Here is a 12,504-nt window from a genome sequence, read left to right as displayed (position 1 = left end):
TCACTCCAAATGTCTATCGTAGAAGTCAAAGTCCCCCAGCTTTCCGAATCCGTGGCCGAGGCCACCATGCTCACGTGGAAGAAGAAGGCCGGCGAAGCCGTCGCCGTCGATGAAATCCTGATCGAGATCGAAACCGACAAGGTCGTGCTCGAAGTGCCCGCGCCCTCGGCTGGCGTGCTGGTCGAGATCGTTCAGCCCGACGGCGCCACCGTGGTGGCCGAGCAGCTGATCGCCAAGATCGACACCGACGGCAAGGCCGCCGCCGCAGCGCCTGCTGCAGCAGCTGCACCCGCCGCCGCACCGGCCGCTGCTGCCCCCGCAGCGGCAGCCGCCGCCACCGGTGGTTCGAAGGCCGACGTGGCCATGCCCGCCGCCGCCAAGCTGCTGGCCGACAACAACCTGAAGACCAGCGACGTGGCCGGCACGGGCAAGGACGGCCGCGTGACCAAGGGCGACGTGCTCGGCGCAGTGGCTGCCGGCGCCAAGCCTGCCGCCACCATCGCCGCACCGGCTGCCAAGCCCGCGCTGCAACAGGTGGCTGCGCCTGCCGCGCCTGACCTGGGCGAGCGCCCGGAACAGCGCGTGCCGATGAGCCGCCTGCGCGCCCGCATCGCCGAGCGCCTGCTGCAATCGCAATCGACCAACGCCATCCTCACGACCTTCAACGAAGTGAACATGGCCCCGGTCATGGACCTGCGCAAGAAGTTCCAGGACGCGTTCACCAAGGAACACGGCGTGAAGCTCGGCTTCATGAGCTTCTTCGTGAAGGCGGCAGTGCACGCGCTGAAGAAGTACCCGGTGCTCAACGCGTCGGTCGACGGCAACGACATCCTGTACCACGGCTACTTCGACATCGGCATCGCCGTCGGTTCGCCGCGCGGCCTGGTGGTGCCCATCCTGCGCAATGCCGACCAGATGAGCTTCGCCGACATCGAGAAGAAGATCGCCGAGTACGGCAAGAAGGCGCAAGACGGCAAGCTGGGCATTGAAGAAATGACCGGCGGCACGTTCTCGATCTCGAACGGCGGCACCTTCGGCTCGATGCTCTCGACCCCGATCATCAACCCGCCGCAGTCGGCCATCCTCGGCGTGCACGCCACCAAGGACCGCGCCGTGGTCGAAAACGGTCAGATCGTCGTTCGCCCGATGAACTACCTCGCCATGAGCTACGACCACCGCATCATCGACGGCCGCGAAGCCGTGCTGGGCCTGGTCGCCATGAAGGAAGCGCTGGAAGATCCGTCGCGCCTGCTGTTCGACATCTGATCCGGGGAGCAAGACACAGATGGCAAACAAGCAATTCGACGTCGTCGTCATCGGCGGCGGTCCTGGCGGCTACATCGCGGCGATCCGCGCTGCGCAGCTCGGCTTCAACGTGGCCTGCATCGACGAGTGGAAGAACGGCAAGGGCGGCCCCGCACCGGGCGGCACCTGCACCAACGTCGGCTGCATCCCCTCGAAGGCGCTGCTGCAATCGTCGGAGCACTTCGAGCAGGCCGGTCACCACTTTGCGGACCACGGCATCAAGGTCGAAGGCCTTGGCCTGGACATCGACAAGATGCTGGCCCGCAAGGACCAGGTCGTGAAGCAGAACAACGACGGCATCCTGTACCTGTTCAAGAAGAACAAGATCAGCTTCTTCCATGGCCGCGGTTCGTTCGTGAAGACCGACGAAACCGGCTACGAGATCAAGGTGGCAGGCGCTGCTGAAGAATCGATCAGCGGCAAGCACATCATCGTCGCCACGGGCTCCAACGCCCGCGCGCTGCCGGGCACGCCGTTCGACGAGGAAAACATCCTCTCGAACGACGGCGCGCTGCGCATCGGCGCGGTGCCCAAGAAGCTGGGCCTCATCGGCTCGGGCGTCATCGGCCTCGAAATGGGCTCGGTGTGGCGTCGCCTCGGTGCTGAGGTCACGGTGCTCGAAGCACTGCCGACCTTCCTGGGCGCCGTGGACGAGCAGATCGCCAAGGAAGCCAAGAAGGCCTTCGACAAGCAGAAGCTGAAGATCGAACTCGGCGTCAAGGTCGGCGAGATCAAGTCGTCGAAGAAGGGCGTGAGCGTCGCCTGGACCAACGCCAAGGGCGAAGCCCAGACGCTGGAAGTCGACAAGCTGATCGTCTCGATCGGCCGCGTGCCCAACACCATCGGCCTGAACGTCGAAGCCGTGGGCCTGAAGCTCGACGAGCGCGGCGCCATCGCCGTGGACGACGACTGCAAGACCAGCCTGCCCAACGTGTGGGCCATCGGCGACGTGGTGCGCGGCCCGATGCTGGCGCACAAGGCCGAGGAAGAAGGTGTGGCGGTGGCGGAGCGCATCGCGGGCCAGCACGGCCACGTGAACTTCAACACCGTGCCGTGGGTGATCTACACCAGCCCCGAGATCGCGTGGGTCGGCCAGACCGAGCAGCAGCTCAAGGCCGCGGGCCGCGCCTACAAGGCCGGCACCTTCCCGTTCCTGGCGAACGGCCGCGCACGCGCGCTGGGCGACACGACCGGCATGGTCAAGTTCCTGGCCGACGCGGCCACGGACGAGATCCTGGGCGTGCACATCGTGGGCCCGCAGGCCAGCGAGCTGATCTCCGAAGCCGTCGTGGCGATGGAGTTCAAGGCGAGCGCCGAAGACATCGCGCGCATCTGCCATGCGCACCCGTCGCTGTCGGAAGCCACCAAGGAAGCGGCCCTGGCCGTGGACAAGCGCACGCTCAACTTCTGATCCCCGGTTCTTGAGCGAACCCGGCCCCGATCGACCCTCGCGGGGCGGTCGGGGCTCTCCATTTTTGAAGCGATCCGATCCCTTGAGCGTCAAACAGGCTTACGAAGCGGAACTCGCGGCACGCGGGTTCAAGAGCGATCCCGCACAACTGGCGGCCGTCGAGGCGCTCGACCGCTGCGCCACCGAGTGGGGCGAGTACAAGGCCCGGCGCTCCAATGCGCTGAAGAAGCTCATCAACCGGCCGGAGCTGCCGCGCGGCGTCTACATGTACGGCGGCGTGGGGCGCGGCAAGAGCTTCCTGATGGACCTGTTCTTCAACGCCGTGCCGTTGCGGCGCAAGACGCGCCTGCACTTCCACGAGTTCATGCGTGAAGTGCATCGCGAACTGCGCGACCTGCAGGGCACCGTGAACCCGCTCGACGAGCTGGGGTTGCGCATTTCCAAGCGCTACAAGCTGATCTGCTTCGACGAGTTCCACGTCGCGGACATCACCGACGCGATGATCCTGCACCGGCTGCTCGTGTCGCTGTTCGACAACGGCGTGGGCTTTGTCACCACCTCGAACTTCAAGCCCGACGACCTGTACCCCGGCGGCCTGCACCGCGATCGCATCCTGCCCGCCATTGCGCTGCTCAACCAGAAGCTCGAAGTGCTGAGCGTGGACAACGGCACCGACTACCGGCGCCGCACGCTGGAGCAGCTGCGCATGTACCTCACACCGAACGACGCGGCGGCCGAGAAGGAAATGCGCCACGCCTTCGACAAGCTGGCCGAGACGGCGGACGAAAATCCGATCCTGCACATCGAGCAGCGCGAGATCCGCGCGCTGCGCAAGGCCGGCGGCGTGGTGTGGTTCGACTTCAAAACGCTGTGCGGCGGTCCGCGCTCGCAGAACGACTACCTGGAAATCGCGAGCCAGTTCCACACCGTGCTGCTGTCCGACGTGCCGCACATGCCGGTGCGCATGGCCTCGGAAGCACGCCGTTTCACCTGGCTGGTCGACGTCTTGTACGACCGGCGCTGCAAGCTCATCATGTCGGCCGAGGTTCCGCCCGAGGCGTTGTACACCGAAGGGCCGCTGGCGCACGAGTTTCCGCGCACGGTGTCCCGGCTCACCGAAATGCAGTCGAGCGAATTCCTCGCCCTCGAACGCCGCATCGTCGACACCCGACTCACATGAAAAAAACCGCTCTTGCCCTGTTCCTGGCCTTGGCCAGCCTGCCGCTCTGGGCCCAGTCCAATGCGGCGGCGGGCAGCGCCGATCTCGAAGCCGAACGCAGCCGTCTGGCCACCGAGCGCGAGGCCATCGAGTCGCGCTACACCAAGGAGCGGGCGGCCTGCTACAAGAAGTTCGCGGTCGAAGACTGCCTGCGCGAAAGCCGCAGCCGCCGTCGCAAGGAAACCGACCACATCAAGCGGCAGGAAACCGCGATCAACGACATCCAGCGCCAGCGCAGCGGCGCGGCCGAGCTGCAGAAGCTCGACCAGAAGGCCGCCACCCAGCGCCCGCAGGATTCGCGCGAACAGCGCGAGAAGTCGCAACAGGATCAGAAAGAGCGCGAGCAGCGCGCCGCCGACCACGCCGCGAGCCGCGCCGCGACGGCGGCCGATGCGGACGCGCGCCAGCGCCAGTTCGAGAACAAGCAGAAGGCCCACGCGGACGAGCAGGCCAAGGCGGCGCAGCGCCGCGCCGACGCACCGGCCTTGACCACGCGCTTCGAAGACAAGCAGAAGCGGGCGGCGGAACACCGCGCCAGCCGCGAACGCCAGAACGCCGAGCGCACCAAGCCGCGCGGTGCGCCGTTGCCGCCGGCACCGGCGCCCTGAAAGAGCAGAGGGCGCTCAGGCCGCCGCGGGCAGCGGATCGAGCTTGAGCACCGCGATCGAGATGTTGTCGCCCGTGCCGCGCGCACGGCGCCGGGCTTCCCCCACCAGGATTTCCACCGCGTCGCGCGGCGGCTGCGCGTACAGCACGCTGGCCAGTTCCTCGGGCGAGAAGTAGTGCCACAGGCCGTCGCTGCAGGCCATCAGCAGGTCGCCCGGCTGCAGCTTGGCAATGTGGTGCGGATCGACGGGCGGCGGCGTGGTCGTCATGCCCAGGCAGCCCAGCAGGATGTTGCCCTGCGGATGGATGTTGGCCTCGGCTTCGCTGATCTGGCCGCGATCGACCAGCGCCTGCACATACGAATGGTCGCGCGTGCGCTTGACCAGCGCGCCGTCGTTGAAGTGATAGATGCGCGAGTCGCCCGCGTGAATCCAGGCGCAGCCGCCCTGGGGAGTCATCAGGAAGGCGGCCAGCGTGCTGTGCGGCTCTTGTTCGCTCGACAGCGCGGTGAGCTTGATCACCGTGTGGGCGTCTTCGAGCAGCTGACGCAGCACGACGGCGGGGTCGTCGCGCTCGGGGCTGTAGCGGGTGAAGAGCTGGCGCGCGGTCATCAGCACCTGGTCGGACGCCTTGCGCCCGCCGCTGCGCCCGCCCATGCCGTCGGCGATGACGCCGAGCACGCAGCCCGGCGTGCGGGGGTGGCTCATCAACAGCACCTGGTCCTGCTGGTAGGGGCGATCCCCCTTGTGGAGGCCGGTGGCGGCGGCGAGTCGAAAGCCTTGGGTCATGAGCGCTGGGGCGCCAGAGGCGCGCTTTCTGTCTTCTCTGGGGTTCGTGTCAGGACGTATTATCGAATGAACACGCGCGGCCTCATGTGGCACGCGCACCCCCACCGTTGGACTCCAATCTTCATTCCCTTTCCCGTCAGCTGATCGAGCTGCGCATTGCGCATGCCGACCTCGACGCCACCATCGACCGGCTCTCGGAAGACGGCGTGCCGCAGGACGAACTGCTGATGCGCCGCCTGAAAAAGCGCCGCCTCGCCCTGCGCGACCAGATCGCCCAGCTCGAGAACGCGCTCGACCCGAAAGAGCCGGCGTGACGTCGCCGCTCGAAAACCAGGTGCGCGACGCGTTCGCGCAGGACGGGGTGCTGTCGCAGGCCGCCGAGCAGTTCCGCGAACGCGGCGGCCAGACCGAGATGGCGATGGCCGTGGCCCGCACCATCTCCGACGGCGGCATGCTCGTGGTCGAGGCCGGCACGGGCGTGGGCAAGACTTTCTCGTACCTCGTGCCCGCATTGCTGAGCGGCGAGCGCGTGCTGCTCTCGACCGCCACCAAGACCCTGCAGGACCAGCTGTTCGGCCGCGACCTGCCGCGCCTCGTCGAGGCCTTCGCGCTGCCGATACGCACGGCGCTGCTGAAAGGGCGGGGCAGCTACCTGTGCCTGCACCGGCTTGACATGGCGCGCCACGACGCCTCGCTGCCCGAGCGCGGCAGCCTGCGCACGCTGGCGAAGATCGAGCAGTGGTCGAAAGCCACCCGCACCGGCGACCTCGCCGAACTGCCGGGGCTCGACGAACGCTCGCCGCTGATCCCTCTGATCACCTCCACGCGCGAGAACTGCCTGGGCGCGCAATGCCCGCAGTTCAAGGCCTGCCACGTCAACCTGGCGCGGCGCGAAGCGCTGGCGGCCGACATCGTGGTCATCAACCATCACCTGTTCTTTGCCGACCTCGCGGTGCGCGAGACCGGCATGGCCGAGCTGCTGCCGACCGTGAGCGTCGTGGTGTTCGACGAGGCGCACCAGCTCAACGAAACCGGCGTGCAGTTCCTGGGCGCGCAGCTCGGCAGCGGGCAGGCGCTCGACTTCGCGCGCGACATGCTCGGCGCCGGCCTGCAGCATGCGCGCGGGCTGGTCGACTGGCAGCAGCTGGTGGCGGGCGTCGAACGCGCGGCGCGCGAACTGCGCTTGGTGGTCGGCAAGCAATGGCCGGGCGCCAAGCTGCGCTGGATCGGTCCCGCCCCCGAGGGCGTGAATGCCGAAGCCTGGCAGGGTGCGCTCGACGACCTGCAGGACGCCTTCGTGCTGGCTGCCGACGGGCTGGACACGGTGAGCGAGATATCGCCCGACTTCGGGCGTCTGCATGAGCGCGCACGCCAGCTCGCGAAACGCACCGCGCGTTTCGCGCAGCCGTGCGAGCTCGATTCCGTGCGCTGGGTCGACGTGGGCACGCAGCTGCGGCTGATCGAGTCGCCGCTCGACATCGCCGATGCGATGCGCAAGCGCGTGCTCAAGCTGGCCGACGAGCCTGTGGAGTCCGACCTGCCCTACGGCGACGATGAGGAAGACCCCGAGCACGGCGCCGTCCCGCCGCCACCGCAGGAAGACAGCCGCCGCGCCTGGGTCTTCACCTCCGCCACGCTGGGCGACGACCCGACGCTGCGCTGGTTCACCGAACCCTGCGGCCTGCGCGACGCCGAAGTGCTGCGCGTGCAGAGCCCCTTCGACTACGCCTCGCAGGCGGCGATCTACGTGCCACGGACCTTTCCGAAGCCCAACGATCCCACGCACAGCCAGCAGGTGGCCAAGCTGGCCGCGCATGGCGCCGCCGAGCTCGGCGGGCGCACGCTGGTGCTGACCACCACGCTGCGCGCGCTGCGCACCATCGGCGACGCGATGCGCCAGCAGTTCGAACTGCTCCAGACGGAAGCACGGCCCGAGGTGTTGGTGCAGGGCGAACTGCCCAAGCGCGTGCTCATGGACCGCTTCCGCGAAGGCGCGAGCAACGGGCGCGCGGGCTGCGTGCTGGTGGCGTCGGCGTCGTTCTGGGAAGGCTTCGATGCACCAGGCGACGCGTTGCAATTCGTGGTGATCGACAAGCTGCCGTTCCCGCCGCCCAACGACCCGCTGGTGGAGGCCCGCTCGCAGCGGCTCGAAGCGCAGGGGCGCAGCTCGTTCAGCGATTACTCGCTGCCCGAAGCGGCCGTGGCATTGAAGCAGGGGGCGGGGCGCCTCATTCGCCGTGAAACCGACAGCGGCGTGCTCGCGATCTGCGACACGCGCCTCGTGGCGATGGGCTATGGCCGGCGGCTGCTGGCGGCGTTGCCGCCGATGCGCCGGCTGGAAACCGAAGCGGATTTCGAGAGCGCGATCGACGCGCTCAGGAAACCCTACTGAGATCTACCCGGGGGCGCTGGATTACCAGAGCTTCCACCAAGGGTCGCTGCTGCCCTTGAAGCCGTTCGCCAGGTAGGTGCTCTTCGGGTAGTTGGTGGTCAGCACGCGTTGCGCGTCGTCGCGCAGGTCCTTCATGCCCAGCGCGTCGTACGACTTCACCATGATGTACAGGGCTTCTTCGAGCGCCGGCACTTCGCGGTAGTCGGACAGCGCGATCTGTGCCCGGTTGATGGCCGCCAGGTAGGCGCCACGCGAGTAGTAATAGCGCGCCACGTGAACTTCGTACTGCGCGAGCGAGTTCACGATGTAGTTCATGCGCTGGCGCGCGTCGGGCGCGTAGCGCGACTCGGGGAAGCGCGTCACGAGCTCGCGGAAGGATTCGAACGATTCCTTGGCGGCCTTCTGGTCGCGCTCGGACAGGTCCTGACGCGTCAGGAACGCGAACATGCCCAGGTCGTCGTTGAAGTTGATCACGCCCTTCAGGTAGAGCGCGTAGTCGAACGCCGGGCTGGCCGGGTGCAGCTTCATGAAGCGGTCGAGCGTGGCGATGGCGTTGGCCTTTTCGCCGGCCTTGTGCTGGGCGTAGGCCTTCTCGAGCTGGGCCTGCTGGGCCAGCGGCGTGCCGGCGGCACGGCCTTCGAGCTTCTCGTACAGCGGCACCGCCTTGTCGTAGGCGCCGGAGCCGACTTCGTCCTTGGCTTCCGAGTAGATGCGGTTGGGGCTCCAGTTCGCGGTCTTGTCTTCCTTGGTGGTGGAACCGCAACCGGCGACGAGAAGGGCCGCCGCGCTGAGCGCGATCCAGGCAGGGACCGATAATTTGGCGCGAAACATCACATACGGCTTTCGTGAAACAGTTGCCCTCAATTATATCGACCGACCCCCTGACCGATCCCCCGGAAGGGCCTGAACCTGAAGAGGGCGCTGATCTCGCGGAGCCCAGCGAGCTGCGGCCCTTCGCCATCGAGCAGGCGCAGCACGGCCAGCGGCTCGACCGCGCATTGGCTGCGCTGGTGCCCGAGTTTTCGCGCAGTTACCTTCAGCAACTCATTGAGGCTGGCGCCGTCGAGCTGCAAGGGCGCACGCTCACCAAGGTTTCTGCCACGGTGCGCGTCGGCCAGTCGGGGCGCATCGAACTGCGGCCCACGCCCCAAAGCCAGGCCTTTCGGCCCGAGGCGATGGACCTGGTCACCGTCCACGAAGACGAACACCTGCGAATCATCGACAAACCCGCCGGCCTCGTGGTGCATCCGGCGCCGGGCCACTGGAGCGGCACGCTGCTGAACGGGCTGCTGGCGCTCGACCCGAAGGCCGTGCTGCTGCCGCGCGCGGGCATCGTGCACCGCCTCGACCGCGACACCAGCGGCCTGATGGTCGTGGCGCGCACGCGGGCCGCGATGGACGCCATGGTGGCGCTGATCGCCGCACGCGACGTGAAGCGCCAGTACCTGGCGATGGGGCACAAGGCCTGGGAAGGCGCGGCGGCCCGGCAGGTCGATGCGCCGATCGGCCGCGATCCGCGCAACCGGCTGCGCATGGCCGTGGTCGACCTGGAGCGCCACGCGGGCAAGACCGCGCGCACGCTGATCGAGCGGCTCGACAGCCATACCGACGGCTGCGCGGTGCGCTGCACGCTCGAAACCGGTCGCACCCACCAGATCCGCGTGCACATGGCATCGATCGGCCATCCGCTGGTCGGCGACGCGCTGTACGGCGGCGCGCCGGCGGTCGGTCTGTCGCGGCAGGCGCTGCATGCGTTCCGGCTGGCGTTCGTGCATCCTGTCACGCAGCAGGCGATGGAGTTCCGTTCGCCGCCGCCGCCCGATCTGGCGCAGGCTTTGCAGACCTGGGGGCTGGATTACAATCGCGCCTGACGGCCCGAGGGCCGCGCCGGCCACCCGAGGCCGGCCTTGCGTTGCACTCGCCGCGTGCCGGCAACGCCTACCCCTTCCATCCATCTGAACAAGCGTCGCCAGGCGCCTTTTTCCGGATAACGCGAACCATGAATACGGCGGATGCCAAGCGCATTCTCGAAACCGCCTTGATCTGTTCGAGCCAGCCGCTGCCGGTGCGCGACATGCGTGTGCTGTTCGACGACGAGCTGGGCGTGGACACGATCAAGGTGCTGTTGCTCGAACTGCAGGAAGACTGGGCGCAACGCGGCCTGGAGCTGGTGAGCGTCGGCAGCGGCTGGCGTTTCCAGAGCCGGCCCGAGATGCGCGACGCCCTCGATCGCCTGCATCCCGAGAAGCCGCCGCGCTACACGCGGGCCGCCCTCGAGACGCTGGCCATCATTGCCTACCGGCAGCCGGCCACGCGCGGCGACATGGAAGACATCCGCGGCGTCACGATCAACTCGCTGATCCTGAAGCAGCTCGAAGACCGCGGCTGGGTCGAGGTGATCGGCCACCGCGAAACGGTCGGCCGGCCCGCGCTCTACGCGACCACCCGCCAGTTCCTCGACGACCTGGGGCTGGCCTCGCTCGACCAGTTGCCGCTGGTGGAAACGCCCGCGCAGCAGGCGGCGCTGGTTGATGCACTGCAGCAGGCCTCGGGCGACCAGCCGGGGCTGCCGATCGACGTCGACGCGGCGGAAGAGTCGGTTGCGGAATCTGCAGAGGTTGCAGTGGCTGCGGTCGAAGAGGGCGTGCAGCCCGAACTCGGCATGGTCGATGTGCCGCCCGAGTCGGCTGAGCTGGCCGAGGTCGTTTCGACCGATGCGGCGGAATTTGCCGAAGAGGTGGTGGCGATCACCGAGGGCGACGAAGCCGTCGAGCCTGTAGACGAAGCGCCGTCGGCGTCCGAGCCAGAAGCCGGCGAGCAGCCCGCCGAACCCGAAGTCGCCGCCGCGCCCGAAGAACCCGAATCTGAGGTCCCGTCCCCCGCAGCGGACGAGACCGACCCCCACGACCCCCCCGCTGTTTCTCCCGGAAAAACCCCATGAGCTCATCCGACACCGACGACGCAGCGATGCTGCCGGTCGAACCCGAAGTCAAGAAGCGGAAGCGGCCAGCCACGCCCAAGAAGGTGACGGAAGTTGCTGTTGAATCCGGCGCTGCGCCGGCAGGGGGCGAGGCCGAGGAAGCGCCGAAGAAGCCGCGTGCACCTCGCAAGAAGAAGGTGGTCGAGGCTCCGGCTGCCGATGAGCAATTGGCGAGCGCGGCGGAAGTCGCTCCTGCGGCCGAAGCCCCCGCGACGGTGGAGCCCGATGTGGCGCCCGTGGTTGCTGCGCCAGCGGCGACCGAGGAAAGCGAGCCGGCACCGATCGAAGCACAGCGTCCTCAGGCGTCCGATGAGGACGAGGGCGACGACCGTGGGGATGACGAAGACGACGAGGAAGACGAGCCCGACGAAGAGGAGGACGACCTCGACCGCGCCCGCCGCGCCGCCGAGCGCGAGCAGCGCAACGCGCCGCCGACCGAGCCGATCCGCTTTGCCGACGTCATTTCCGGCCAGTTCGACGCGGACGAAGAAAGCCCCGAGGTGCCGCCGCTCAAGCGCGTGCTGCTGCCCGAAGCCGATTCGCCCAAGCTGCACAAGGTGCTGGCGCAGGCCGGTCTCGGTTCGCGTCTCGAGATGGAGCAACTGATCCTGCAGGGCCGCATCTCGGTCAACAACGAGCCGGCTCACATCGGCCAGCGCATCCAGTACGGCGACCAAGTCAAGATCAACGGCAAGCCGATCCGCTACCGCATCGCACCGCCGCCGCCGCGCGTGATCGCGTACCACAAGCCGGTGGGCGAAGTCGTCACGCACGACGATCCGCAGAACCGTCCGACGGTGTTCCGCAAGCTGCCGCGTCTGCAGCAGGGCAAGTGGCAGTCGGTCGGCCGGCTCGACCTGAACACCGAAGGCCTGCTGCTGTTCAGCAGCTCCGGCGACCTGGCCAACCAGCTCATGCACCCGCGCTTCGGCCTGGAGCGTGAGTACGCGGTGCGCGTGCTGGGTGCGCTCACGGGCGAAGAAAAGAAAAAGCTGCTCGAGGGCGTGCGCCTGGACGACGGCATGGCGCAGTTCGGCACCATCGAAGACGGTGGCGGCGAAGGCTCCAACTGCTGGTACCGCGTGACCATTTCCGAAGGCCGCAACCGCGAGGTGCGTCGCCTGTTCGAGTCGGTAGGCCATGCGGTCAGCCGGCTCATCCGCATCCGCTACGGCGCGATGGTGCTGCCGCGCGGTCTCAAGCGCGGTGCCTGGATGGAACTCGACGAGCGCGATATCCAAGCGCTGTTCCAGGCCTCGGGCGGCGCGCAGGCGCGACCGGCTCCGCAGCAGCAGCGTGGCCCCGGTGGTCCTGAGGGCGGGGGGCGCAACGGTCGAAACAAGAAGCGCCGTGGCAACAACAACAACCGCAATAACAACGGTGGCATGGGGGGCGGTCAGCCGCGTGAAGCACGCGGCGAAGCGCCGATCCCGAGCCCGCTGGGCGACGGCCGTCCGCCGCGCGGCGAGCGCGGAGGACGCGGTGGTCCGAACCGGGGCGGCGGCAACGGCGGTCCGCCGCAACAGGGGCGTCGCGGCAACGCGGGTCCCGGCAACCGTCAGGGCGGCCAGGGGCAAGGGCAGGGCGGCGGCAACCGGGCCGCGGGTGGTGGCGGCGGCGGCGCGAACCAGCCCGATCCGATGAAGACCTCACTCGGCTACATCGGTGCCGACAGCTTCTCGCGCCAGCGCAAGGAGCAGCGCGGCGGCCCGGGGCGTCGCGGCGGTGGGGGCGGCGGCTCGCAAGGCGGTGGTGGCTTCGGTGGTCCGGCCGGCAGTCGCCGCCGCGGACGCTGAAAGCCAG

11 protein-coding genes are annotated in these 12,504 nt (G+C 68.2%); 9 read left to right on the top strand and 2 right to left on the bottom strand.

Going from position 1 to position 12,504, the window contains the following annotated elements; translation table 11 throughout:
* Positions 1 to 9 precede the first annotated feature (9 nt).
* From odhB to AC07Q9_RS13725, 4 genes are all read left to right on the top strand, one after another.
* On the top strand, positions 10 to 1,266 hold the full coding sequence (odhB, locus tag AC07Q9_RS13740) for a 2-oxoglutarate dehydrogenase complex dihydrolipoyllysine-residue succinyltransferase (protein ID WP_495310092.1): 1,257 nt from the start codon (positions 10 to 12) through the stop codon (positions 1,264 to 1,266).
* A 19-nt stretch (positions 1,267 to 1,285) separates the two neighbouring features.
* Entirely contained in the window at positions 1,286 to 2,716 is a 1,431-nt protein-coding gene (gene lpdA, locus AC07Q9_RS13735) for a dihydrolipoyl dehydrogenase (RefSeq protein WP_495310091.1), read from the top strand.
* Between the two features lie 82 nt (positions 2,717 to 2,798).
* Positions 2,799 to 3,896 carry a cell division protein ZapE gene (zapE, locus tag AC07Q9_RS13730; RefSeq protein ID WP_492684040.1) on the top strand — a complete coding sequence of 366 codons (1,098 nt, stop codon included), beginning with the start codon at positions 2,799 to 2,801 and terminating at the stop codon, positions 3,894 to 3,896.
* Positions 3,893 to 4,543, top strand: coding sequence for a hypothetical protein (locus AC07Q9_RS13725; protein ID WP_489058400.1), 651 nt, complete (start codon positions 3,893 to 3,895; stop codon positions 4,541 to 4,543). Before zapE ends, AC07Q9_RS13725 begins: the two co-directional genes overlap by 4 nt.
* Before the next feature lie 15 nt (positions 4,544 to 4,558).
* On the opposite strand, the gene AC07Q9_RS13720 is transcribed toward AC07Q9_RS13725, so the two are convergent.
* Positions 4,559 to 5,329, bottom strand: coding sequence for a PP2C family protein-serine/threonine phosphatase (locus AC07Q9_RS13720; RefSeq protein ID WP_101490055.1), 771 nt, complete (start codon positions 5,327 to 5,329; stop codon positions 4,559 to 4,561).
* A 107-nt stretch (positions 5,330 to 5,436) separates the two neighbouring features.
* On the opposite strand from AC07Q9_RS13720, the gene AC07Q9_RS13715 reads away from it, so the two are divergent.
* Positions 5,437 to 5,643: an HP1242/YdcH family protein gene (locus AC07Q9_RS13715; protein ID WP_095745658.1), complete on the top strand. Its 207-nt coding sequence runs from the start codon at positions 5,437 to 5,439 to the stop codon at positions 5,641 to 5,643.
* Positions 5,640 to 7,721 carry a DNA repair helicase YoaA gene (gene yoaA / locus AC07Q9_RS13710; protein WP_489058399.1) on the top strand — a complete coding sequence of 694 codons (2,082 nt, stop codon included), beginning with the start codon at positions 5,640 to 5,642 and terminating at the stop codon, positions 7,719 to 7,721. Before AC07Q9_RS13715 ends, yoaA begins: the two co-directional genes overlap by 4 nt.
* 21 nt (positions 7,722 to 7,742) lie before the next feature.
* Here the strand turns inward: yoaA and AC07Q9_RS13705 are convergent, their stop codons facing one another.
* Positions 7,743 to 8,552, bottom strand: a complete 810-nt coding sequence (locus AC07Q9_RS13705) for an outer membrane protein assembly factor BamD (RefSeq protein ID WP_489058398.1) — start codon at positions 8,550 to 8,552, stop codon at positions 7,743 to 7,745.
* Between the two features lie 23 nt (positions 8,553 to 8,575).
* Here AC07Q9_RS13705 and AC07Q9_RS13700 point away from each other — a divergent pair, with 23 nt between their 5' ends.
* The 3 genes from AC07Q9_RS13700 (at position 8,576) to AC07Q9_RS13690 (ending at position 12,497) form a co-directional block, all read left to right on the top strand.
* The gene (locus AC07Q9_RS13700; RefSeq protein WP_489058849.1) at positions 8,576 to 9,592 is read left to right on the top strand and encodes an RluA family pseudouridine synthase; all 1,017 of its coding nucleotides are present in this window, start codon (positions 8,576 to 8,578) and stop codon (positions 9,590 to 9,592) included.
* Between the two features lie 128 nt (positions 9,593 to 9,720).
* The gene (scpB, locus tag AC07Q9_RS13695; RefSeq protein ID WP_495310089.1) at positions 9,721 to 10,662 is read left to right on the top strand and encodes an SMC-Scp complex subunit ScpB; all 942 of its coding nucleotides are present in this window, start codon (positions 9,721 to 9,723) and stop codon (positions 10,660 to 10,662) included.
* Positions 10,659 to 12,497, top strand: coding sequence for a pseudouridine synthase (locus AC07Q9_RS13690; RefSeq protein ID WP_495310088.1), 1,839 nt, complete (start codon positions 10,659 to 10,661; stop codon positions 12,495 to 12,497). The genes scpB and AC07Q9_RS13690 overlap by 4 nt, the downstream gene beginning before the upstream one ends.
* Positions 12,498 to 12,504 lie beyond the last annotated feature (7 nt).

Source organism: Variovorax sp. GW821-FHT09A10, assembly GCF_059418385.1.
This window is presented reverse-complemented; position numbering and strand designations above follow the sequence as displayed.